Source organism: Variovorax sp. AC103 (assembly GCF_979254005.1).
The window spans coordinates 181,276-202,998 of the sequence record NZ_CEEDFC010000001.1 but is presented as its reverse complement, the minus strand read 5'-3'; the positions used below and the strand labels follow the sequence as shown (position 1 = coordinate 202,998).

The 21,723-nt window shown below is 70.6% G+C and carries 19 protein-coding genes; 12 read left to right on the top strand and 7 right to left on the bottom strand.

The features are described from left to right. The first annotated feature begins 1 nt into the window (after nucleotide 1). The 5 genes from AC0IYU_RS01005 to AC0IYU_RS00985 all read left to right on the top strand — a co-directional run bounded on the left by AC0IYU_RS01005 (nucleotide 2) and on the right by AC0IYU_RS00985 (nucleotide 4,383). Nucleotides 2–1,018, top strand: a complete 1,017-nt coding sequence (locus tag AC0IYU_RS01005; RefSeq protein WP_472111940.1) for an ABC transporter substrate-binding protein — start codon at nucleotides 2–4, stop codon at nucleotides 1,016–1,018. After that, nucleotides 1,015–2,112, top strand: coding sequence for an ABC transporter permease (locus AC0IYU_RS01000; protein ID WP_472111937.1), 1,098 nt, complete (start codon nucleotides 1,015–1,017; stop codon nucleotides 2,110–2,112). Before AC0IYU_RS01005 ends, AC0IYU_RS01000 begins: the two co-directional genes overlap by 4 nt. Beyond that, the gene (locus AC0IYU_RS00995; RefSeq protein ID WP_472111934.1) at nucleotides 2,106–2,921 is read left to right on the top strand and encodes an ABC transporter ATP-binding protein; all 816 of its coding nucleotides are present in this window, start codon (nucleotides 2,106–2,108) and stop codon (nucleotides 2,919–2,921) included. Before AC0IYU_RS01000 ends, AC0IYU_RS00995 begins: the two co-directional genes overlap by 7 nt. A 1-nt stretch (nucleotide 2,922) precedes the next feature. After that, the gene (locus AC0IYU_RS00990; RefSeq protein WP_472111932.1) at nucleotides 2,923–4,101 is read left to right on the top strand and encodes a c-type cytochrome; all 1,179 of its coding nucleotides are present in this window, start codon (nucleotides 2,923–2,925) and stop codon (nucleotides 4,099–4,101) included. 75 nt (nucleotides 4,102–4,176) lie between these two features. After that, nucleotides 4,177–4,383: a dodecin gene (locus AC0IYU_RS00985; RefSeq protein WP_339090707.1), complete on the top strand. Its 207-nt coding sequence runs from the start codon at nucleotides 4,177–4,179 to the stop codon at nucleotides 4,381–4,383. A gap of 56 nt (nucleotides 4,384–4,439) precedes the next feature. Here the strand turns inward: AC0IYU_RS00985 and AC0IYU_RS00980 are convergent, their stop codons facing one another. From AC0IYU_RS00980 to AC0IYU_RS00955, 6 genes are all read right to left on the bottom strand, one after another. Continuing rightward, nucleotides 4,440–5,534: an ABC transporter substrate-binding protein gene (locus tag AC0IYU_RS00980; protein ID WP_472111929.1), complete on the bottom strand. Its 1,095-nt coding sequence runs from the start codon at nucleotides 5,532–5,534 to the stop codon at nucleotides 4,440–4,442. A 52-nt stretch (nucleotides 5,535–5,586) separates the two neighbouring features. After that, nucleotides 5,587–7,359 carry an ABC transporter permease subunit gene (locus tag AC0IYU_RS00975; RefSeq protein ID WP_472111926.1) on the bottom strand — a complete coding sequence of 591 codons (1,773 nt, stop codon included), beginning with the start codon at nucleotides 7,357–7,359 and terminating at the stop codon, nucleotides 5,587–5,589. After that, nucleotides 7,356–8,513 carry an ABC transporter ATP-binding protein gene (locus AC0IYU_RS00970; RefSeq protein WP_472111924.1) on the bottom strand — a complete coding sequence of 386 codons (1,158 nt, stop codon included), beginning with the start codon at nucleotides 8,511–8,513 and terminating at the stop codon, nucleotides 7,356–7,358. The genes AC0IYU_RS00975 and AC0IYU_RS00970 overlap by 4 nt, the downstream gene beginning before the upstream one ends. 265 nt (nucleotides 8,514–8,778) lie before the next feature. Continuing rightward, a complete protein-coding gene (locus tag AC0IYU_RS00965; RefSeq protein WP_472111922.1) occupies nucleotides 8,779–9,411 on the bottom strand; it encodes an alkylhydroperoxidase domain protein in 633 nt (210 codons plus the stop codon). Nucleotides 9,412–9,416: 5 nt separating this feature from the next. After that, the gene (locus AC0IYU_RS00960; RefSeq protein ID WP_472111919.1) at nucleotides 9,417–10,052 is read right to left on the bottom strand and encodes a CMD domain protein; all 636 of its coding nucleotides are present in this window, start codon (nucleotides 10,050–10,052) and stop codon (nucleotides 9,417–9,419) included. Then, nucleotides 10,049–11,128, bottom strand: coding sequence for a putative FMN-dependent luciferase-like monooxygenase (locus AC0IYU_RS00955; RefSeq protein ID WP_472111916.1), 1,080 nt, complete (start codon nucleotides 11,126–11,128; stop codon nucleotides 10,049–10,051). The genes AC0IYU_RS00960 and AC0IYU_RS00955 overlap by 4 nt, the downstream gene beginning before the upstream one ends. Before the next feature lie 201 nt (nucleotides 11,129–11,329). On the opposite strand from AC0IYU_RS00955, the gene AC0IYU_RS00950 reads away from it, so the two are divergent. From AC0IYU_RS00950 to AC0IYU_RS00935, 4 genes are read left to right on the top strand one after another with little or no spacing between them, the layout of a single operon-like run. Next, the gene (locus tag AC0IYU_RS00950; protein WP_472111914.1) at nucleotides 11,330–12,004 is read left to right on the top strand and encodes an SGNH/GDSL hydrolase family protein; all 675 of its coding nucleotides are present in this window, start codon (nucleotides 11,330–11,332) and stop codon (nucleotides 12,002–12,004) included. Then, a complete protein-coding gene (locus AC0IYU_RS00945; protein WP_472111912.1) occupies nucleotides 12,001–12,681 on the top strand; it encodes a cell division protein FtsQ in 681 nt (226 codons plus the stop codon). The genes AC0IYU_RS00950 and AC0IYU_RS00945 overlap by 4 nt, the downstream gene beginning before the upstream one ends. Nucleotides 12,682–12,687: 6 nt before the next feature. After that, nucleotides 12,688–14,082: an MBOAT family O-acyltransferase gene (locus AC0IYU_RS00940; RefSeq protein ID WP_472111910.1), complete on the top strand. Its 1,395-nt coding sequence runs from the start codon at nucleotides 12,688–12,690 to the stop codon at nucleotides 14,080–14,082. Between the two features lie 2 nt (nucleotides 14,083–14,084). Then, a complete protein-coding gene (locus tag AC0IYU_RS00935; RefSeq protein ID WP_472111908.1) occupies nucleotides 14,085–15,200 on the top strand; it encodes an alginate O-acetyltransferase AlgX-related protein in 1,116 nt (371 codons plus the stop codon). Between the two features lie 28 nt (nucleotides 15,201–15,228). On the opposite strand, the gene AC0IYU_RS00930 is transcribed toward AC0IYU_RS00935, so the two are convergent. Then, nucleotides 15,229–15,723, bottom strand: a complete 495-nt coding sequence (locus tag AC0IYU_RS00930) for an arsenate-mycothiol transferase ArsC (protein ID WP_435486871.1) — start codon at nucleotides 15,721–15,723, stop codon at nucleotides 15,229–15,231. A 109-nt stretch (nucleotides 15,724–15,832) separates the two neighbouring features. Here AC0IYU_RS00930 and AC0IYU_RS00925 point away from each other — a divergent pair, with 109 nt between their 5' ends. From AC0IYU_RS00925 to AC0IYU_RS00915, 3 genes are all read left to right on the top strand, one after another. Next, nucleotides 15,833–18,553, top strand: coding sequence for a bifunctional acetate--CoA ligase family protein/GNAT family N-acetyltransferase (locus tag AC0IYU_RS00925; RefSeq protein ID WP_472111905.1), 2,721 nt, complete (start codon nucleotides 15,833–15,835; stop codon nucleotides 18,551–18,553). Nucleotides 18,554–18,629: 76 nt separating this feature from the next. Further along, nucleotides 18,630–19,661, top strand: a complete 1,032-nt coding sequence (locus tag AC0IYU_RS00920) for an Lnb N-terminal periplasmic domain-containing protein (RefSeq protein WP_472111903.1) — start codon at nucleotides 18,630–18,632, stop codon at nucleotides 19,659–19,661. Further along, on the top strand, nucleotides 19,658–21,640 hold the full coding sequence (locus tag AC0IYU_RS00915) for an esterase/lipase family protein (protein WP_472111901.1): 1,983 nt from the start codon (nucleotides 19,658–19,660) through the stop codon (nucleotides 21,638–21,640). The genes AC0IYU_RS00920 and AC0IYU_RS00915 overlap by 4 nt, the downstream gene beginning before the upstream one ends. Nucleotides 21,641–21,723 lie beyond the last annotated feature (83 nt).

Below are 21,723 nucleotides of genomic sequence, written 5' to 3'. Positions count from 1 at the left end.
GATGAACGTTCCCTCCGATCACTTGCCGCCCTCGCGCCGCGGCGTGCTGCAGGCCGGTGCCGCAGCCGCCGTGGTCGGCTCCGCGGCCCTGCTCGGCGCCTCTGCCTGGTCGCAGCCGCGCAAGCTCACCTTCGCATGGAGCCAGGCCGGCTTCTGCCTCGCGCCCGTGCCGGTGGCGCTGGAGCGCGGCCTCTTCGAGAAGAACGGGCTCGACGTCGAGTTGCTGAACTGGGCCGGCTCGTCCGACCAGATGCTCGAGGCGCTGGCCACCGGCAAGGCCGACGTGGGCGTGGGCCTGATCCACCGCTGGGTGAAGCCGCTGGAGGCGGGCTTCGACGTGAAGGTGGTGGGCAGCGTGCACGGCGGCTGCCTGCGGCTGATCGGCGCCAAGGCGGCGGGCGTCACCTCGAACGTGGCCAGCCTCAAGGGCAAGACCATCGGCGTGTCCGACCAGAACAGCCCTGCGCGGCAGTTCTATGCGATTCATCTCGCCAAGAAAGGCATCGACATCGACAAGGACGTCGACTGGCGCGTGTACCCCGCCGACCTGCTCGACGTGGCCGTCAAGAAGGGCGAGATCCAGGTGATTGCCGACGGCGACCCGAACGTGTTCCTCATCGAGAAGCGCAATCCGGGCGTGTTCACCGAACTGGCCAACAGCGCCAAGGGCGAGTACGCCGAGCGGCTGTGCTGCATCGTGGGCGCGCGCGGCGAGTTTGCGCGCAACGACAAGCCGCGCGCCGCCGCCGTGGTGCGCGCGCTGGCGCAGGCCTCGGACTACGTGTCGGAAAACCCGAACGAGGCCGCCAGGATCTATGCAAAGTACGCCCCCAAGGTGCCGCTGGAAGACCTGCAGAAGCTGTTGGCCGAGCTCACCTACAAGCACCATCCCGCGGGCAAGGCGCTGCGCAACGAGGTCGAGGCCTTCGCCACCGACTTCCGCAACGCCGGCATCCTGAAGAAGAGCACCGACGTGACGCGCTTTGCCAACCAGGTTTCGCTGGACGTGCTCGCATGACGACCGCCGAACAACTCCTCGATGCGCCGCTGGGGCGGCACGGCGATGCGCCTGTCACGACCGCGCCACGCCCGCAACGCGCACCCACTGCCTCGCCCCAGGCCGCAGACACCGCCGTGCTGCGCCCCGCCGCCCCCACCGGCATCTGGGCCACCGGCCTGCTCGCCTCTGCCGCCTGGCTCGCGCTGGGCCTGCTCACGCTGCTGTGGCCGAACAAGGCGGTGGGTTTCAGCGACTGGGCCTTCACCGAAGAATTCGGCATTGCCACGCTGGTGGTGGCCGCCTTGCTGCTGGTGGTCGCGGTGCTCGGCTCGCGCGCGGGCAAGGTCACGCAGACGCTGCGCCCGGCCGGCCAATGGCTGGTGGCGCTGGCGCTGGTGTTCGCCGTGTGGGAAGCCACCACCGCCAAGCTCGGCGTGCTGCCCTCGCCTTTCTTCGCGCCGCCGCAGAGCCTGATCGACGTGGTCAACGAAGACTGGCAGCGCCTGGGCCTGTCGACCGCGTACTCGCTGCGCCTGCTGGCCAACGGCTTCGTGCTGGGCGCGCTGGTCGGCTTCGTCACGGGCGTGCTGATCGGCTGGTCGCGCATCGCGGGGTACTGGGTGCATCCGCTGCTGCGCTTCCTGGGTCCGGTGCCCGCGTCGGCGCTGCTGCCGCTGGCCTTCTTCTTCGCGCCTTCGAGCTACGTGGCGGCCGTGTTCCTGGTGGCGCTGGCCACCTTCTTCCCGGTGGCGGTGCTCACCTGGTCGGGCGTGGCCTCGGTCCACAAGAGCTACTACGACGTGGCGCGCACGCTGGGCGCGTCGGAGCGCTTCCTGGTGCTGCGCGTGGCCATTCCGGCGGCCTTGCCGCAGGTGTTCGTGGGCCTGTTCATGGGCCTGGGCGCGTCGTTCTCGGTGCTCATCACGGCCGAGATGATGGGCGTGAAGGCCGGCCTGGGCTGGTACCTGCAGTGGGCCCAGGGCTGGGCCGCCTACGCCAACATGTATGCGGCGCTGTTCGTCATGGCCGCGCTGTGCTCGGGCCTGATCACGCTGCTGTTCAAGGTGCGCGACCGCGTGCTGTCGTGGCAGAAAGGTACCGTCAAATGGTGAACGCCGTGCTTCCCCCCGCGCCTGCGCCGACCGACGCCGCGACAACGAGGTCCAAGGGCGCGCACATCGACATCCGCGGCGTCAGCCACTGGTTCGAGGTGTCCGGCGGCGTGCTGCAGGTGCTCGACGGCATCGACCTGCAGGTGCAGCCCGGCGAGTTCGTGGCGCTGCTGGGGCCCAGCGGCTGCGGCAAGTCGACGCTGCTGCGCCTGGTGGCCGGGCTGGAGCCCGCCACCACCGGCACCATCACGCAGGACGGCCAGGCCATCACCCGCCCCGACCCGTCGCGCATCGTCGTGTTCCAGGACCCGACGCTCTACCCCTGGCGCAGCGTGTGGGACAACGTGGCGCTGGGCCTGCAGGCGCGCGGCGTGCTCAAGGCGCAGCGCGGCCGTGTCGACGAGGCGCTCAAGCTCGTGGGCCTGACCGATTTCGCCAAGGCATTCCCGCACCACCTGTCGGGCGGCATGGCGCAGCGCGTGGCGCTGGCACGCGCGCTGGTCAACGACCCGCAGCTGCTGGTGCTCGACGAGCCGCTGGGCAAGCTCGACTCGCTCACGCGCATCGCCATGCAGAGCGAGCTGGTCAACCTGTGGCAGCGCGCGGGCTTCTCGGCGCTGCTGGTGACGCACGACGTGGAGGAGGCGCTGTTCCTGGCCAACCGCGTGATCGTGCTGAGCGACCGGCCGGCACGCATCGCGGCGGAGATCGTGGTCGACCTGCCCTACCCGCGCCACCGCGGCGACGCGCGGCTGGCTGCGCTTCGGCACGAGGCGCTGAAGCACCTCGGGCTCGACGCCACCTGGTGAGATGAGCAGCGTTCCCGAGGCCGATTGGCTCAACCTGCTGATCGGCCTGCTGCAGGGGACGCAACTGCAACTGCTGCGCGTGCTCGATGCGCTGGGCCTGGTCGTGCAAGCCCACGGCCAGCCGGCCTGGCCTTGGGCGCACCGGCTGTCGGGCGAGAACCTGCTGATCGACCTGGGCCAGGCGAGGCGCCTGGGCCTGACGGTGGTGGTGCTCGCCGCCGCTGGCCTCGTGCTGCTGCTGGCGCTGTTCTGGCGCCGCCGCCGGCCGTGGCTGGTGGCGCTCACCACGCTGCTCGTGGTGCTGGCGCCCTGGCCCGAGGCCAACGTGGTGCTGGTGAACGCATACCCGACCAGCTTCCAGCACTCGCCCACGGGCTTCACCGCCGCCAGCATCGAACGGGGCCGCACGCTGTATGCCGCGCAGTGCGCGGCCTGCCACGGCACCGACGGCAAGGGCCAGGGGCCGCTGGCGGCCGCGCAGCCCGTGTGGCCGCCCAACCTGGCCGGCCCGCTGCTGTGGCGGCGCGCCGACGGCGACGTGCTGTGGCACGTGCTGAACGGCGTGCGCGGCCGGCACGGCGCCCTCACCATGCCCGGCTTCGGCGCCACCTTGCGCGACGCGGACGCCTGGGCGCTGATCGATTTCATGAAGGCCCAGGGCGCCGGCGAAAGCCTGCGCGCCGCCGGCCTCTGGACCCGGCCCATCGCGCCGCCCGACATGGCCGTGCAGTGCAAGGGCAAGCCGCAGCGCATGCTGAGCAGCTGGCGCGGGCAGCGCCTGCGCATCGTGGCGGCCGGGGGCGAGCGGCCGCTCGAAGACCCGCGCATGGTCACCGTGTTCCTGCAGCCGAACGCGCAAGCCGGCGATGCGCAAGCCGGCGATTGCGTGGCCGACGCGCCGGCCGCGTGGTCGGCCTTCTCGCTCGTCGCGGCCACCGACAGGCTGGCCGGCACGCAGCTCATCGTCGACCGCGACGGCTGGCTGCGCGCGCGCGGCCAGCCCGGAACACGCGGCAAGGGCGAATGGAGCGACGACGACCTGCTGTGCCGCACCGACTCGCCGGCGCGCGCCGATTCAAAACCCCTGCCCCTGCCCCTGCCGCCCGACGGACTCGGCGCGCTCATCGCCCGCATGGACGCCGAGCCGGTGCGCTTCGTCAAGGGCGGGTTCGTGCACTGAGGCGCGCAAAGGCAGCGGCAGGACTACGATGTTTTCCGGGCCCCTGGCCCATCAACCCTGAAGGAGACCCCGCTCATGTCCAACCACGTCTACAAGACCCTCGAACTCACCGGCTCGTCGCCCACCGGCATCGAAGACGCCGTGCAGACCGCCATCGCCAAGGCGCACGAAACGGTGCGCAACATCCAGTGGTTCACCGTCACCGAGACGCGCGGGCATGTGGTCGAGGGCAAGGTGGCGCACTGGCAGGTGTCGCTGAAGATCGGGTTCACGCTGGAGTGAACAAGAAAGGCGCGTCGCCGTTTCGGCCGCGCGCCTTTCCTTGACAACGCCGGTGGTCAGCGCGCCAGCAACTGGTTGAGCTTCTGCTGCGCGTATTCCTCGTTGGTGGTGCCGTCCGGTGCCTTGGCGCCCCAGAAGTCGGCGTTCCACTTGATGGCCTTCTTCTCCACTTCAGGGCTGTTGGTCCAGTAGTCGCGCAGCTTGGGGTCGGCCGCGGCGTACACGCGCGGCGACGGCAGCGCCACGCTGGTGGCTTCGGCCACGCGGGCGGCGCGCTCGGCGTCCAGGCGGTACGACAGCAGCTTGAGCGCGGCGTCGTGGTGCGGCGCGTCTTTCGGGATCGAGAAGAAGTCGTAGTAGGTGAAGGCCTGGTCCCAGGTCAGTTCCAGCGGCGCGTTGGCGTCTTCCTTCTTCAGGCGCGCCACCGGGCCGGTGTACGACAGGCAGGCAGAAGCTTCACCGTCGAGCAGCAGTTGCGGCGCCTGCGAATTGGTCAGCCACCACTTGACCACGTGCGGCTTGATCTCGGCGATCTTGCGCAGCGCGCGTTCGAAGTCCACCGGGTAGATCTTGTCGGCCGGCACGCCGTCGGCCAGCAGCGCCGACTCGAACACGAAGCGCGACCACTGCGGCAGGCAGCGCTTGCCCGGAAAGTCCTTCACGTTCCAGAAGTCGGCCCAGGTCCTGGGGTACTTCTTCGACGGGAACGCTTCCTTGTTGTAGACCAGCGCCACGCCGATGACCTGCAGCGCCACGCCCTTGGGACGCACGGCCTCCTTGGGCAGCGACGCCACGGTCTTCTGCGCTTCGGGCGAGAGCTTCTTGTAGTCGATCTCGGCCAGGTAGGGGTCGAGCTGGCGCACCTCCTGGTCGAAGATGAAGCTCAGGTCCCACTCGGTCCGCCTGGCCTCCACCTGCGCCTTGACGCGCGGGCCGCCGCGTGCCTCCTGCACGGTCAGTACCTTGATGCCGGTGTCCTTGGTGAAGGGGTCGTACACCAGGCGGCGCAGGTTCTCGCCGTAGGTGCCGCCCGGGTCCTGCGTGACGACTTCCTTGGACTGGCTCCAGGCCGGGCCGACGCCGCAGGCGCTGCCGAGCGCGATGGCCAGGGCAAGCAGGGTCTGCAGCGGACGGGGATTCGATGGCTTCATGCGGATGCTTTCTTTCTTCGGATGACAAAAGGACATGGCGTGGCTCGGCGCCTCAACTGCGCTTGCGCGCCCCCCAGGCCGAGCGCGCGAGGAACAGGCCGACGACGATCAGCGCCACCTCGAAGGTGGCCACCACCGCCGGCACGGGGTCGAGCTTGTAGTTGACGTTGCCCCACAGCCGCAGCGGCAGCGTGGTCATGCGCGCGCCGCTCAGGAACATGGACAGCACCAGGTCGTCGAACGAATGCAGGAACGCGAAGAACGACGCCGCCAGCACGCCCGGTCGAATGGCCGGCAGCGTGACGAACCAGAACACGCGCAGCGGCGACGCGCCGTGCACGGCCGCGGCCTGCTCCTGGCGCAGGTCCACCGCCTGCAGGCTGGCCGCGACGATCACCAGCACCAGCGGAATGCCGCCAATGGCGTGCGCCGCGGCCAGCCCGGGAATGCTGCCCGCCAGCCCGGCGCGAAGGAACAGGCTGTACAGCGACAGGCCGAGCACCACGCCCGGCACGATCAGCGGGCTGACGAGGAAGGTCATCCATGCCGTCTTGCCCGGCAGCGACGAGCGCACCAGGCCGAACGCGGCCGCCGTGCCGAGCACCACCGAGATAGCGGTGGCCAGCAGCCCGACCGCGACCGAGGTGCCCAGCGAGGACATCCACACCGGGTCGGACAGGAACTTCTGGTACCAGCGCAGCGAGTACGCGGGCGGCGGAAAGCGCATGTAGGCCGAGTCGCTGAACGAGATGAGCGCGGCCATGGCGATGGGCAGCAGCAAGGTCAGGAAGGCCACGGCCGCCAGCGCGCCCGACACTCCCCGCCCGAGCCACGCCGGCACCGCGCCGAGCGCGCGCAGCAGCGGCCAGCCGAACAGGTCGGCGGCGCGGTCGAGCACGGCGCGCCGCCATGAAGCGACGGCGCCTTGCGTTGCTCCACGGCTGGGCCTGCTCGCCCGCTGCCCGCCCCAGATGAACTCCAGCCCCAGAAAGCGCGCCGCCACCGCGACCACCAGCAAGGTCACCGCCAGCAGCACGGCGGCCAGCGATTGCAAAAAACCGCCGCTCGCCAGAAAGTCCGCCTGCTGCGTGATGTGCATCGCGAACATCTGGTCGGCCGGACCGCCCAGCAGCGACGGCGTGATGAAGAAGCCCAGCGCCGAGATGAACACCAGCAGCACGCCCGCCAGCAGCCCCGGCAGCGTCTGCGGGAACAGCACGCGCCAGAACACCGCCAGCGGCCCTGCCCCGCTGGCCGTGGCCGCGCGCTGCACCAGCGGGTCGATGCGCGCCAGGCTGCCGCCCACGGTGAGCACCATCAGCGGCAGCAGCACCGCGCCGATGGAGATGAGCACCGACGCGCGGTTGAAGATGAGCGGCAGCGGCGCATCGACGATGCCGAGCCCGACCAGCAGCTTGTTGAGGGGGCCGTTGCGCCCGAGCAGCACCATCCACGAGTAGGTGCGGATCAGCACCGAGATGAAATACGGCAGCACCACGGCGGCCGTCAGCACCAGCTTCCAGGTGCCGCGCGCGCGGTGGATGAGCAGCGCGGTCGGGTAGCCGAACAGCGCGCACAGCGCCGCCACCGCCGCCGCGATGCCGAAGCTGCGCACCAGCGACTCCCGGTACAGCGGCACCTCGAACACCCGGGCGTAGTACGAGAGTCCGGCCTCGCCCGCCACGCTCAGGTGCAGCAGGTCGGCCAGCGGCAGCACGTAGAAGAAGGCGAAGAACAGCAGCGCGGGCGCGAGCAGCCACGCGGGGTTGCGCAGGTTGACGCGGGCCGCCCCGCGCGGGCCCGCGCTCACGGCTGCAGTGCTCACGCCAGCACCCATGCATCGCCGGCCTGCCAGGCCAGGTGCACGGTTTCTCCGATGGCGGGCGGGCGGGCGTTGCGCGGGTCGAGGCAACGCACCTGCACCTTGCCGCCACCGGGCAAGGCGGCGTCGATGCGCAGGATCTCGCCGAGGAACACGGTCGATTCCACCGTGGCCGCCAATGCGCCCGCAGTGCCCGGGGCCACCAGCGACACGCGCTCGGGCCGCACCAGCACCTTCACCTGCTGACCCGCGGCCAAAGGCGTGCCGCCATGCCTTGCCTCGAAGCTGGGGGCTTCGCCGGCCTGCAGCACAGCCGCACCGCCTTCCACTCGCAGCACCCGTGCATCGAGCACGTTCGACTCGCCCACGAAGCGCGCCACGAACTCGTTGCCGGGCTCGCGGTACAGCGCACCCGGCGTGCCGACCTGCACGATGCGCCCCTTGTCCAGCACGGCGATGCGATCGCTCAGCGCCAGCGCCTCGCCCTGGTCGTGCGTGACGAAGACGATGGTGGTGCCCAGCGTGCGGTGCAGCGCGCGAATCTCGATCTGGATGGCCTCGCGCAGCCGCCGGTCGAGCGCGCTCAGCGGCTCGTCCATCAGCACCACGCGCGGGCGGCGCACGATGGCGCGCGCAATGGCCACGCGCTGCTGCTGTCCGCCGCTGAGCTGCGCGGGCAACCGCCCGGCGTACTCGCCCAGGTGCAGCAGCTCCAATGTTTCGCCGACGCGGCGCGCGCTCTGGTCGCGGTCCAGGCCCGCCATGCGCAGCGGAAAGCCGACGTTCTGCGCCACCGTCATGTGCGGAAACAGCGCGTAGTGCTGGAACACCATGCCGAAGCCGCGCTTGTACGGCGGCACGCCGCGCACCGAGCGGCCGTCCACCAGGATGTCGCCCTCGTCCACCGCCGCAAAGCCCGCGATGGCGCCCAGCAGCGTGGTCTTGCCGCTGCCGCTTGGGCCGAGCAGCGTGACGAATTCGCCGGGCTCGATCTGCAGGTCGACGTTGTCCACCGCGGTGAAGCGGCCGAAGCGGCGGCTCAGGCCGCGAATGGCGATGCGGCTGCCGATGGATGAAGACGCCGGGGCGCTGCGCACGCCGGCTGGGGCGCGCAGGGCGTGCGCGCCCAGGGGAATGTCGGTGCCGATGGAACTCATGGAAGAACAGGTTCTGCAAGGGACTGGCCGCGCACCACGCGGCCGCCGTCCAGGGCGAGCGCGGCCAGACCGAGGCCGACCTGGCGGCGGTCGAGGGAATTCGAGGAGGTCATGCGGCGATCCGGAGAGCGAGCGAGGAAGCCGCTCGACGATGAAGCCACGAAGTCTAGAAACGGAAGTGCTCACCCGGAACGAAGAAAACCGCATGAACAAATGCGACCTTCGTTGCGGCCGGGCGCGCCCGGCCGCCCGGCTTGGGATGCGCTCAGGTCGCGGGCACGTTTTCCTGCGGCTCGCCCAGCGACAGCATCAAGCGGTTGGCCCAGTTGAAGAACGCCGCGCCATGGATCACGTCGGCAATCGCCAGGTCGTCCAGGCCCTGCGCGCGCAGGCTGTCGATGTGCGTGCCGTCGAAGGTCGAAGGCGTGGACGACAGCGCGACCGACGCGGCGACGATCGCGTTCCAGCGCTCGCCCAGCCCGGCCAGCTCGCCGTTCACGCCATTCACGCCTTCATCGAGCAGCCGCTGCACGTCGTCGGTGCGGTGCGAGAAATGCGAGGCGAAGCGCGCATGCACCGACGCGCAGTAGATGCACCCGTTGTAGCGCGAGGCCGCGGCGGCCGACAGCTCGCGCTCGGCGCGCGGCAGGCCGGCCTCGGGGTTGTAGAAGATGTCCTTGTCGGTGCGCGTGCGCGCGCCCAGGATGTCGGGGTCGCGCGCCAGCAGGCGGAAGTACGGCGACTTGGCACGCGCGGCGTCCACCAGGCCCGCGAAGTGGCGTTCTGTCAGCTCGGCCTCGGGCAGCGGCGCCAGCCAGGGCAGCCATTCGAGCTGCGCCTGCGTGAAGGCCGTGGGGTGCGTATTGCCGGCGTGGGTCAGGGTCGATTCGGTCGTCATGGGGTTCAATCGATGTGGACTGCGGGACGTTGTGACAGCGCCTTCAAACCGGTGACGACACGGATCTGGAACGCGAGGAAGGCGACGAGCTGCGACAGGGTCACGATCTCGGTGCTGCGCCAGCCGGCATCGAGCAGGGTCTGCAACGCGGCAGGGCTCGCATCGCGCGGATGAAAGACCAGCAGGTGCGCATGCACCAAGGCCGCCGAGAGCCGGGCGCCGAGCACTTCACGGTGCGCATCGCTCACTGCGTACAAAGGCCCGGTCGTGTCTTCGGCGCTGAGTCGGCCGGCCGGGTAGCGGCCGTACGGGCCTTGCGTGGCACCGAGCTTCACCTCGGCCGCAATGGCATCGGCCACGCCGGCGCGTGCGCCCTGCCCGTCCAGTTGATCGGCATAGAAACGCGCCACGTCGGCCTGGCCATGCAGGCCGGTCACGAAGGCAGCCACCGCGAACCGGTCCGCAATGTCGAAATGACCGAACACCGGCGGCGTGGGCGCGAACAGCGACAGGTAGCTCTGCTGGGCGTTGATGCGCGCCTGCTCGCGCTGCACGCGAAGCCGGTCGATGGAATCGCCGGGCGCGATGCCGACCAGCTGGTCGATCACGTCGGGAGCGGGGGAAGATGCAACGGCGGTCATGCGGCCTCGAGGAGTGAAACGGGTTGGGGGTCTGGCGCCTTTGCAGCCTCGGGCGCCCAGCCCAGGGCCGGCGCGACCACGGTGGCGGTCAGTTCGATGGAGCGCAGGATCGCGGCGTGCGGCGGATCGACCGAGTGCACCTGGCACGCCAGGTCGGTCACGCGCGCGAGCGTGCTGTCGGCGCGCAGCGAGGCGATCACGTCGTCGGGGGAGCCGACGTGCACGTCGTATGCGGCAATCAGTTGCTCGAGCGTGGCGTCGGGTCCGGCGCGGTCCGCGAGGCCGGCCTGTCCGGACGCGGCGAAGCGCGCGGCCGAGCGGCGCAGGCCGATGTCGGCCAGGCGCAGCGCCTCCTGGCGGGTGTCGGCCACGAACACGCTGCGCGAGCCCACGATGCGCGGCGCCCTGCCGGCCGGCAGCGCGGCCAGGTAGGCATCGACGATCGGGTTCTGGATGTCGGCGAGCGTGGCGTCGAGCGCATCGACCGGGCGCGGTTGGGTGCGCGACAGCATCAGCCCGTCGCCCGCCTGCCCCGCTCGCGTGCCGCCGCTCACCGAGAAGGTGGCTTGCCAGATGCGGTCGAGCAGCTGCGCGCCCGCGGGGTACAGCGTGTCGCCGCCGGCGAGCGGCTGGCCGGCCCAGGCGGCGCGCACCGCGTCGAGTTGCCGCGCGAAGAGCGCCGGGCGGTCGTTGCCGTCGAGCCCGAAGGCCGCGAACGACTCGGGCGTGCCGCCCGTGCCCACGCCCACGTCGAGCCGGCCGCCCGAGAGCAGGTCGAGCACGACGGCGTCCTCGGCCACGCGCAGCGCGTTCTCCAGCGGCAGCGTGACGATGCCGGTGCCCAGGCGGATGCGCCGCGTGCGCGAGGCCACGTACGAAAGAAACACGAACGGCGACGGCAGGCCGCCTTCGTGTTCATGGAAATGATGCTGCGCGACCCAGGCGGAATCGAAGCCGAAGGCCTCGGCATGGGCGATCTGCGCGGCCACGAGGCGGTAGCGCTCGGCCGCGCTGGTGTCGTCGAGCAGGCGGCTGAAGAAGCCGAGGCGCAAGGGAGGTCGTTGGATGGCGGACAAGGTGCGGCGCAAAGCGAAGGAAAGCGCCGATTGGGCGCGCAACGCCGCGCATGCGGAACGCCGGATTTCGCGTTTGCTTATCCGTTTTTCGTTGCCCCGGCCTCGGGGTGCCGGTACGCCGGCCGGTGCGTGGCGACCCGGCCGCCTGGCGTTTGCGGGTACTGGTACATTTCCCCGGCCTCAGAAACCAAAGGGATATCGGTGTCACTCGCAGCGGCCTTGGCCGGTCTTTCCATCCTCGTCATCGGGGACAGCCACCTCGCACAACCCAGCTACCTGATGTCGTCGCTGCATGACGAACTGCAGCGCCAGGGTGCGCAGGTGCATTCGATCGGCGTGTGCGGCGTGCTGCCCTACGACTGGACCGTGTCCAAGCCCGGCACCTGCGGCGGCGCCGAGCGCATCGGCAACCGCGCGCCCACCACCAGCAGCACCGGCCGTACCACGGCGGTGGCGCAGCTCGTGAAGGCGGAGCACCCCGACCTGGTGCTGGTCGTGCTGGGCGACACCATGGCCGCCTACAAGCAGCCGGACTTTCCGATGAACTGGGTGTGGCAGCAGGTGAGCACGCTCACCGGCGCCATCGCCGCAACGGGCACCCGCTGCGCGTGGGTCGGGCCGGCCTGGGGACAGGAAGGCGGCAAGTATGGCAAGACCTATGCGCGCGCCGAGCTCATGAGCCGCTTCCTGGCAACCAACGTGGGCCCCTGCACCTACATCGATTCGCTGGAGATGTCCACGCGCGGCCAGTGGCCGACCGTCGACGGGCAGCACTTCAGCTCGAACGGCTACCGCGCCTGGGGCAACGGCATCGCCAAGGCGGTGATGCGGCTGCCGCTGCCGAGCGCCAACGCGGCCGGCGCTGCGCGCCCATGAGCCGCGGACCCGGCCTGCCGCTGCTGGCGGCCTTGTGCGCCTTGCTGCCCTTCGCGTCCGGCGCGGCAGCGCCCCGGCTGTACGACACAGGCCCCTCGCAAGACCTTGCGCTGGTGCGCTTCGTCAACGCGGGCACGCAGCCGCTCACGGTGCAGAGCGGCGGCGCCGGCAAGGCCAGCCTCGCGGTGCCGCCCACGGCCCCCGTCACCGACTACCTGCCCGCGCGCTCCGACGCGCCCGTCACCGGCCAATGGCAGCTCGGCGGCAAGAAACTTGCCATCTCGCTGCGCGTGACTGCCGGTGGTTCTGCATCGGCGGTGGCATGGCCCGAGGCCGACGGCACCCTGGCCGGTGCCAGCTTCACGGAGGCGCCCCCGCAGTTCGACCCGCTGCGCGCCTCCCTGGCCTTCTACAACGCCGACGCGCGCTGCACCGCGGGCCTGCTGGCCGCGAGCCAGGCGGGCGCGGCCATCTTCGAGAACCAGGCCGCGCTCGCCAGCGCGCGCCGCGCCGTCAACCCGGTAAAGCTGGTGGTGCAGGCCACCTGCAACGGCCGCGCGGTGGACGGCACGGTGGACCTGGGCTCGCTGCAGGCCGGCCAGCGCTACAGCGTCTTTCTTGTTCCCGCCGGCAAGGGCAGCCGGCTGATGGGCCTGCAGGACCGCGTGGCGCGCTGACCGGCCGTGGTCTTTGCGTCGCTCGAGTTCCTCTCGGTCTTCTTTCCGGCGTTCCTGCTGCTGTATGCGCTGACGCCGGCGCGCGCGAAGAACACGCTGCTGCTGCTGGCCAGCTGGCTGTTCTACGGCTGGTGGAGCCCGCTGTTCCTGCTGCTCTTCATCGGCCTGACGGCGCTGGCCTGGGCGGGCGGGCTGCTCGTGGAGCGGGCCGGGCCGCATCGCAAGGCGGTGACGGCCGGGCTGATTGCCCTCAACCTGGGCGTGCTCGCGTGGTTCAAGTACGCCAACATCGTGGTCGAGACCTTCAGCGCGGGCCTCGTGCACACAGGCGCCATGCCCATCGAATGGCAGCGCATCGCCCTGCCCATCGGGCTGTCGTTCACCGTGCTGCAGGCGATTTCGTACTTCGTCGACATCTACCGCGGCAAGTTTCCGGCCGAGCGCCGCCCCATCGATTTCGCGACCTACCTGGCGATGTTCGGCCACCTGGTCGCAGGGCCGATCATTCGCTACGACTGGATCCGCCAGCGGCTCGCGCACCGGTCCATGCGGTGGTCGGGCTTTGCCAAGGGCGCGCGCCGCTTCATGATCGGCATGGCGATGAAGGTGCTGGTGGCGGACACGCTCGCGCCGGTGGTGGAGCAGGTGTTCGCGTCGGCCGACCCCAGCTTCGTCGATGCATGGCTGGGCTGCCTGGCCTACACGCTGCAACTGTTCTTCGACTTTGCGGGCTACAGCGCCATGGCGATCGGCATCGGGGCGATGCTGGGGTTTCGCTTTCCGGAGAACTTCCACGCGCCGTACCTCGCGCGCAACGTCGCCGACTTCTGGCGCCGCTGGCACATCTCGCTGTCGTCGTGGTTGCGCGACTACCTCTATGTGCCGCTGGGCGGCAGCCGGCGCGGCAACGGCCGCACGGTGGCGAACCTGATGCTCACCATGGGCATCGGCGGGCTCTGGCACGGCGCGGACAGCTGGAACTTCCTGTACTGGGGGCTGGCCCATGGCGCGGCGCTGAGCGTGGTGCACCTGTGGCGCGGCCGCGGGCCACGCCTGCCCGCGCCGCTGGCGCATGCCGCCACGCTGCTGTTCGTGATGCTCGGCTGGACGCTGTTCCGCTCGCCCGACCTCGCGACGGCGGGCGCCATGCTGGGCGGGCAGTTCGGGCTGCACGGCATGGCGCTGGGCGCGGCGCTGTCGAACATGCTGCGCGCACCGGTGGTGCTGGCCTATGTGCTGGGCATGGCGTGGGTCGTGGCCCCGGCACTCGTCACGCGTCGCTGCCCTGCGGGCGGGGTGCGCGCCGTGGCGGCCACTTTCTTGCCCGTCGCCGGGTTCCTGTTGTCGCTGGCGCTGGTGGCGAGCCGCGGCACGGTGCCCTTCCTTTATTTCCAGTTCTGACGATGGCGCGTCCTTCCCGACCCTCCAGACGGCTGCGAGCCTTCCTGCGCTGGACCAGCGCAGCGGTGCTGCTCGCGGCCCTGGGCGCGGCCTTCGTCGCAACCTCGCCGAACATGGGCGGCGTGCTGCACCGCGTGAACGCCTCGCTGCTCGACGACGCCGCCGCCCGCCGCGAACTGACCCGCACGCTCGTGACCACGCCGCTCACCGACGCCCTCGCACGCTGGCAGCGCCAGGCCAACTGGCTGGTGCTGCGCGACCTGGGGCCGGAGGTGAAACGGGGCGACGACAACTGGCTGTTCCTCGACGAGGAACTGCGGGTTCACCGCGATCGCGCGGCCCACGCGGCGGTGCGTGCCAAGGCGGTGTCGGACATCGCCCGCGCCCTCGACCACAGGCACATCGCGCTGCTCGTGGTCGTTGTGCCGGACAAGAGCCGCATCGAAAGCGCGCACCTCGGCGCGCTGCGCCGCCCGAGCGAGCTGGACGCCCGGGTGCGCGGCTGGACCGCGAAGCTGCAGGCCTCGGGCGTCGAAGCGCTCGACCTGTCGCCCGTGCTGGCGGGTGCGTCGCCCTCGCCTTTCCTGCACACCGACACGCACTGGAGCGAGCACGGCAGCTGGCTCGCCGCGCATGCCGTGGCACAGCGCCTGCAAGGCATGCATGCCCTCGAAGGCGACCCCGTTCCCTCGGTCGTCGTGTCGCGCCAGCGCCATGCGGTGTGGGGCGACCTGGTGCACCTGGCCGGCATCGACGGCCTGCCCGCGTCGCTGCGGCCCGCGCCCGACACCGACACGCAGTCGGTGGTGGAAACACGCAACGACAGCACCGACCTGTTCGGCGCGGCGGCCGTGCCTTCCACAGTGCTGATCGGCACGTCGTTCTCGCGGCGAGGCAACTTTCTGCCGTTCCTGCAGCTGGCCAGCCGCGCGCTGGTGGCCGACTTTGCGGTGGACGGCGGCGACTTCGCGGGCGCCGCGCAGCGCTACTTCGCGAGTGAGGCCTTCGTGAACAACCCGCCGCGCACCGTCGTCTGGGAAGTACCCGAGCGCGCCATCGAAGCGCCCGTCGGCGACACCGAAGCGCGCTGGCTGCGCCGGCCTTTCACACCGCGGTGATGCCGTGCAAAAGCCGCGCTGAAGCCGGCTACCGCAGGTAGCCCAGGTCCCGCACGTCGGAGCGCACCGCTGCCCGGTCGCCGCCGTGCAGCGGCAGGCTCACCAGCAGTTCGAGCCGGCGCCGCAGCGAATACAGCAGCTGGACCGCGTCGTGCGCGAGCTTGCCGGGATCGTCGCCGGCGGCCACGTCCGGGTAGGCCCACAGCGCGGCGTCGGGCTGGCCGGGCCACGGGGGCTGGCGCGCCTCGGTGGCCGCGTCCAGCGTGATGATGAAGTCCGCCTTGGGGCTGCTCGAACGCGCCAGCTCATCCCAGCTGCGGGGTGCATGAACGGGAACCGGAATGCCCGCGCTGTGCAAGGCGCCGAGGGCTGCCGGATGAAACTCCTGCCTCACATGGCCGGGCTGCCCGCAGGAAGATGCCGAGAACCGCTTCGGGTCGAGGTGCGAGAGGCACGCTTCGGCAAGGATGCTGCGCAATGAATTTCGCCGGGAGACGAAGATCACGCCTATACGTTTTTGCATGGAAGCTTCACTATAGCCAAGCCCGGTGAGTTCGTCATGACAGCCGCCACCGCTCGCCAGGGGACGCGCCAGCCTGCACAGCGCCGGCCGAACGGTGCAGACTTGGGGGATGGACAAGCATTTTCTGAATCCGCTTTTCGCGCCCGCTTCCGTGGTGGCCTTCGTCGGCCATGCCGACGATCCGGCCGGCCAGACGCCCGCGGGCCGCACCCTGCGCGAGGCCTTTCGCGCCGACCGTTTCGACGGCACCCTTCGCTTCCTGGACGTGCGCACCAAGGGCACGCTCGAAGAACTCTCGCAGACCCATGCCGACCTGGCGCTGATCGCGCTGGCACCGCGCGACGTGGCGGCCGCGCTGGAAATTGCAGGCCGCATCGGCTGCACGGCAGCGGTGGTCATCTCCAGCGGCATCGGCGCCGACCAGGCGGCACAGTGGCGCAAGATCGCGCGGCGCGAAGGCGTTCATCTTCTGGGGCCCAACTCGCTGGGGTTTCAGCGTCCTCTGCTGCACCTGAACGCCAGCGTGGCCGGACCGCTGGCCAGGTCCGGCCCGCTGGCGCTGGTGTCGCAATCGGGCGCGCTCACCGCATCGATGCTCGACTGGGCACGCCAGAACGGCGTGGGCTTCTCGAGCGTGGTGTCGCTGGGGCCGCACACCTCGGTCGACATTGCGCAGGTGCTCGACTTCCTGGCCAACGACCGGGACACGCACAGCATCATCCTGTACCTGGAAGGCATCGACGACGCGCGCCGCTTCATGAGCGCACTGCGCTCGGCCTCGCATGCCAAGCCGGTGGTGGTGCTCAAGGCCGGGCGCAAGCCCGCGGGCAACGAGGCCGCGCAGACGCACAGCGCCGCCATCGTGGGCAGCGACGACGTGTTCGACTCGGCCCTGCGCCGCGCGGGCGCGGTACGGGTGCGCTCCTTCGTCGAGCTGTTCTCCGCCGCCAAGTGCCTGGCCTCGCGCTACCGGCCGGTGGGCAAGCGGCTGGCCGTGGTCACCAACGGTGGCGGGCCGGGCGTGCTGGCGGCCGACTGGATCAACGAGATCGGGCTCGACCTGGGCAAGCTCTCCGCGCCCGCGCAGAAGCTGCTGCTGCCCACCCTGCCGCCGCTGGCGTCGCTGGCCGACCTGATCGACCTGTCGGAAGACGCCCTGCCCGCGCACTACCGCGCCGCCATCGACGCGGCTTCGGCCGACAGCCAGGTCGACGGCGTGCTCGCCATCTTCTCGCCCAAGCCCGGCGCCGATGCCGGCGCGGTGGCCAAGGCGCTGGCCGACATTCCGCGGCCCATGAACAAGCCGCTGCTGGCCTGCTGGATGGGCGACTCGTCGGTGGGCCAGGCGCGCGCGGTGCTGGCCGACGCGACCATCCCGAGCTTTCGCACGCCGGAGGCCGCGGTGGGCGCCTTCGGCAACATCGCGGCCTTCTACCAGAACCAGCAGTTGCTGCAGCAGACGCCCCCGCCGCTGTCGGCGCTGGCCAAGCCCGACATCGAAGGCGCGCGCCTGCTGATCGAAAGCGTGCTGGCCGAACGGCGCAATGTGCTCACGGAGATGGAGTCGAAGACGCTGCTGTCGTCGTTCCACATTCCCATCACGCGCACGCTGCTCGCGCGCAGCGCCAACGAGGCCATGATGATCGCCACGCAGCTGGGCTTTCCGGTGGCGCTGAAGATCGATTCGCCCGACATCGCGCACAAGTCCGACGTGGAAGGCGTGGCGCTCAACGTGCTGAACGGCACCGGTGCGCGCGACACCTTCATCGAGATGATGGAGCGCGTGGCACGGCTCGCGCCCGATGCCCGCATCAATGGCGTGACCGTGCAGAAGATGGTGCGCGCCCGGCGCGGCCGCGAAATCTACGTGGGCATGGTGACCGACGAACCCTTCGGCCCGGTCATCGTGTTCGGCGCGGGCGGCACCATGATCGAGCTGCTGAACGACCGCGCCATGGAGCTGCCGCCGCTCAACCAGTTCCTGGCGCGCCGGCTCATCGAGCGTTCGCGCGTGGCGCAGACGCTGGGCGAATGGCGCGGCGCCAACGCAGTGGACATGGAGGCGCTCGAGGACGTGCTGCTGCGCGTGTCGGAAATGGTGTGCGAGCTGCCCGAGCTGCGCGAGATGGACATCAACCCCATCATCGTGGACGAGAACGGCGCCGTGTCGGTCGATGCGCGCATCGTGGTGGCCAGCAGCACGCAGGCGGTGGCGGGCAATACGGGCTATGCGGGCGGCTCCGGGAGCTCGGCCCACGGTTACCAGCACCTGGCCATCATGCCGTACCCGGCGCGCTACCGGCGCGAGTGGCCGATGTCGGGCGGCGGCACCTACATCGTGCGGCCGGTGCATCCGAACGACGCGCAGATGCTGCAGGCGCTGGTGCAGGGCCTGTCGCCCGAGAGCCGGTGGTTTCGCTTCGTCTCGCGCTTCCACGAGCTGCCGCCGTCGATGCTGTCGCGCTTCACGCTGATCGACTACGACCGCGAGATGGCGCTGGTGGCCGTGGTGCTGGAGCGCAGCGTCTCGCCCGAGGGCACGGTGCTGGAAAGCGAACGCATCGTGGGCGTGTCGCGCTACATCACCAACCCCGACCAGACCAGCTGCGAGTTCTCGCTGGTGGTGGCCGACGAGTTCAGCGGCAAGGGCATCGGCTCGCGGCTGATGGAAAGCATCATCGACGTGGCGCGCGACAAGGGCCTGGCCGAGATGGACGGCCTGGTGCTGGCCACCAACCCCGACATGCTGAAGCTGGTGCGCAGGCTGGGGTTCACCGTGAAGTCCTTTGCGGAAGACCCGGACTTCAAGCTCGTGACCTACATGCTCTGACCCCGGGGCGGCAAGGGCATCGCGACGGCGACGTAAGCTCACGGGTCTCCCGCTTCGCAGACCCTCTGCACCTTCCATGATCCGAACGCTCCTGCGTGTCACCGGCCGCCTTGCGGTCTCGCTCGCCGTCCTGCTGACCTCGCTGTGGGCCTGCCTTGCGCTCTGGTACCAATTGCCCGGCCCCGCCGCCGTGAAGGTCGGCGCAGGCGTGCTGTGGGCTGCCTTCGGCCTGGCCGCCATCGCGCTGCTGTGGCGCGGCCGGGCCCCGCGCGCCCTGCTCTCCTACGCCGTCGGCTTTGCGCTGCTGCTGGGCTGGTGGGGCACCATCCTGCCGTCGCAGAACCGCGTGTGGGCCGACGACGTGGCGCGGCAGGTGAGTTCGCGCGTCGACGGCAGCGTGGTCACCCTGGACAACGTGCGCAACTTCGACTGGCGCAGCGACACCGACTACACCGCACGCTGGGAAACGCGCCGCTACGACCTCGATCGCCTGCGCTCGGTGGACGTGGCGCTGTCCTACTGGACCGGCCCCGCCATCGCCCACACGCTGGTGTCCTTCGGCTTCGACGACGGCCGGTTCCTGACCTTTTCCATCGAGATCCGCAAGGAGCGCGGCGAGAGCTTCTCGTCCATCGGCGGCTTCTTCAAGCAGTTCGAGACCAGCCTGGTGGCGGCCGACGAGCACGACATCGTTCGCGTGCGCACCAACGTACGCGGCGAAGACGTCTACATGTACCGCGTGCGCCTGCCGCAGGCGGAAATGCGCTCGCTGTTCCTGGCCTACCTGGACGAAGGCGCGTCGCTGGTGCGCGCGCCCAGCTTCTACAACACGCTCACCGCCAACTGCACCACCATCGTGTACGCCCTGGCCAAGCGCATCGTGCCCGGCCTGCCGATGGACTACCGCCTGCTGGCGTCGGGCTACCTGCCCGACTACCTCTACGACGTGGGCGGCCTCACGCCGGGCCAGAGCCTGGAAGCGCTGCGCGCGGCCGGCCGCATCACCGACCGTGCCATCGCCGCCGACAGGGCACCGGCCGCGAGCTTCTCGCAGGCGATCCGCCAGGGGTTGCCCGGCGCGGCCGCCGACGCCAAGGCCGCGCAATGAACCCCGTGCGCGCCTTCTCGCTGCCAGCGCTGCTGTGCGCCGCCGTGCTGCTGGCCGGCTGCGCGGGCGTGAAGGTGGGCTCCATCTCGCCGGCCGAGTACCTCGCGCAGCGCCGCGGCGACGTGCTCACCACCGGCACGCTCAGCACCTCGGCGCAGGAGGTGCTGCGCGTGATCGGCACCGACGCCGACCTCTGCCGCAAGGACGGCCCCGCCTGCCGCAACGCGCTGGCCGGCTCGCCCGGCCTGAGCGACGAGCAACGGCTGTCGGCCCTGTCGGAAGTGTGGCTGCAGGTGGCGCTGGCCGCGGACAAGGGCGGCACCGCGGCCGCGCCCGCATCGGCCGACGCCGCCATCGAGGCCTGGCTCGAAACCGCCCGCCACGCCTACGCCTACCTGTTCTTCACGGCCCGCAAGCCGCGCGACCGTGCCTTCGAAGACCGCCAGACGCAGGTGCGCGACTACTACAACTACGCGGTGCAGCAGGCGATCACCGGGCTGTACCGCAGCTACCAGCGTGCCGGCGCTCCCGGCCCTGCGGGCTCTCCGGGCTCCAACGACCCCACGCAGCCGCAGGTGCCGCAGGTCGGCAGCTGGCGCATCGGCACCGACATGACGGCCATGCGCCTGCCCGCCGACGCGGCCCTGCCCGACGAGCTGATCCCCGCCGCATCGCTGACCTTCTCGGGCCTGCGCAACACCTACCGGCGCGACGGTTTCGGGGCCGAGCTGGTGGCGGCCGCCAGCAAGCGGACGTACGAAGAGCCGAAGGCGCCGGCCGACGCGAACGACAGGCGCCCGCCCCCGCCGCCCTACCGCGAAACCCCGTTCCCCGCCGTTACCGCGCTGCTGCTGTTCGACGGCAACACCCTGGACGAGATCCTGCACACGCGAACGCTGCGCATCGCGGCCTACGACCCGTACCGCACCGCCACCCTGCAGCTGGCCGGGCAGGAGGTGCCGCTGGCGGCCAACTTCACCTCGGGCTACGGGCTGTGGCTGGCCCGCTCCGACTTCGCGCTGCAGGCGCTGCGCAGCCTGTTGGGCAGCCCCGACGGGCTCACGCAGCCGCGCATCTACCTGATGCAGCCCTACGACCCCGACCGCCGCACCATCGTCATGCTGCACGGCCTGGCCAGCAGCCCCGAGGCGTGGATCAACGTGGCCAACGAGGTGCTGGGCGACGAGACGCTGCGCCGCCACTACCAGGTCTGGCAGGTGTACTACCCGACCAACGCGCCGCTGCCGCTGAACAACCTGGCGATCCGCCAGGCGCTGGAGCAGACGCTCGCGCACTTCGACCCCACGGGCAAGGCCGTGGCCTCGAACCGCATCACGCTGATCGGCCACAGCATGGGCGGCGTGCTGTCGCGGCTCATGGTGTCCTCGTCGGAGGACAAGCTGTGGGACGCCCTGCTCGACCGCTACCCCATGAAGGCGGCGCAGCAGGAGCGCGTGGAGACGCGGCTGTCGCCCTACCTGCGCTTCGAGCCCTTGCCGCAGGTGAGCGACGCCATCTTCATCGCCGCGCCGCACCGCGGCACGCCGTTCGCCAACAACCGCATCGCGCGCTGGGTGGCCAACCTCATCACGCTGCCCGTCACCATGCTGGGCCAGCTGGGCGACATCTCGCGCGAGCTGATCCGCATCGCGCCCGGCAAGCAGGAAACGGGGCCGCTGCGCATTCCCAACAGCATCGACAACCTGAGCGACCGCGACCCCTTCGTGCGGCTGTCGTCGGGGCTGCCGATGAACCCGCGCGTGCGCTTTCATTCGATCATCGGCAACGACACGCCGGGCCTGGCGCAGGCGCTCTCGAGCGACGGCATCGTTCCCTACGAAAGCGCGCACCTGGACGGCGCCGCGTCGGAGCTGGTGATCGCGTCGCCGCACAGCGTGCAGGAGAACCCGCTGGCGATCCTGGAGATCCGCCGCATCCTGCGCGAGCAGCTGGGCTCGCAGGCCGCGCCGGTGCGCTGAGCGCGAACGCGCCAGACGACATCGACTAACATCCTGCCCGCGGTCCAAGCCGCGTCCGGGCCCGCGGGAAGGGTTGAACCCAC

What these genes read in the sequence shown, in the direction of transcription:
- AC0IYU_RS00990 (WP_472111932.1), top strand. Translation starts at nt 2,923, where the DNA reads ATGAGCAGCGTTCCCGAGGCCGATTGGCTCAACCTGCTGATCGGCCTG.
- AC0IYU_RS00965 (WP_472111922.1), bottom strand. Translation starts at nt 9,411, where the DNA reads ATGACGACCGAATCGACCCTGACCCACGCCGGCAATACGCACCCCACG.
- AC0IYU_RS00935 (WP_472111908.1), top strand. Translation starts at nt 14,085, where the DNA reads ATGGCGCGTCCTTCCCGACCCTCCAGACGGCTGCGAGCCTTCCTGCGC.
- AC0IYU_RS00985 (WP_339090707.1), top strand. Translation starts at nt 4,177, where the DNA reads ATGTCCAACCACGTCTACAAGACCCTCGAACTCACCGGCTCGTCGCCC.
- AC0IYU_RS00960 (WP_472111919.1), bottom strand. Translation starts at nt 10,052, where the DNA reads ATGACCGCCGTTGCATCTTCCCCCGCTCCCGACGTGATCGACCAGCTG.
- AC0IYU_RS00930 (WP_435486871.1), bottom strand. Translation starts at nt 15,723, where the DNA reads ATGCAAAAACGTATAGGCGTGATCTTCGTCTCCCGGCGAAATTCATTG.
- AC0IYU_RS00925 (WP_472111905.1), top strand. Translation starts at nt 15,833, where the DNA reads ATGGACAAGCATTTTCTGAATCCGCTTTTCGCGCCCGCTTCCGTGGTG.
- AC0IYU_RS00920 (WP_472111903.1), top strand. Translation starts at nt 18,630, where the DNA reads ATGATCCGAACGCTCCTGCGTGTCACCGGCCGCCTTGCGGTCTCGCTC.
- AC0IYU_RS01005 (WP_472111940.1), top strand. Translation starts at nt 2, where the DNA reads ATGAACGTTCCCTCCGATCACTTGCCGCCCTCGCGCCGCGGCGTGCTG.
- AC0IYU_RS01000 (WP_472111937.1), top strand. Translation starts at nt 1,015, where the DNA reads ATGACGACCGCCGAACAACTCCTCGATGCGCCGCTGGGGCGGCACGGC.
- AC0IYU_RS00945 (WP_472111912.1), top strand. Translation starts at nt 12,001, where the DNA reads ATGAGCCGCGGACCCGGCCTGCCGCTGCTGGCGGCCTTGTGCGCCTTG.
- AC0IYU_RS00995 (WP_472111934.1), top strand. Translation starts at nt 2,106, where the DNA reads ATGGTGAACGCCGTGCTTCCCCCCGCGCCTGCGCCGACCGACGCCGCG.
- AC0IYU_RS00915 (WP_472111901.1), top strand. Translation starts at nt 19,658, where the DNA reads ATGAACCCCGTGCGCGCCTTCTCGCTGCCAGCGCTGCTGTGCGCCGCC.
- AC0IYU_RS00970 (WP_472111924.1), bottom strand. Translation starts at nt 8,513, where the DNA reads ATGAGTTCCATCGGCACCGACATTCCCCTGGGCGCGCACGCCCTGCGC.
- AC0IYU_RS00980 (WP_472111929.1), bottom strand. Translation starts at nt 5,534, where the DNA reads ATGAAGCCATCGAATCCCCGTCCGCTGCAGACCCTGCTTGCCCTGGCC.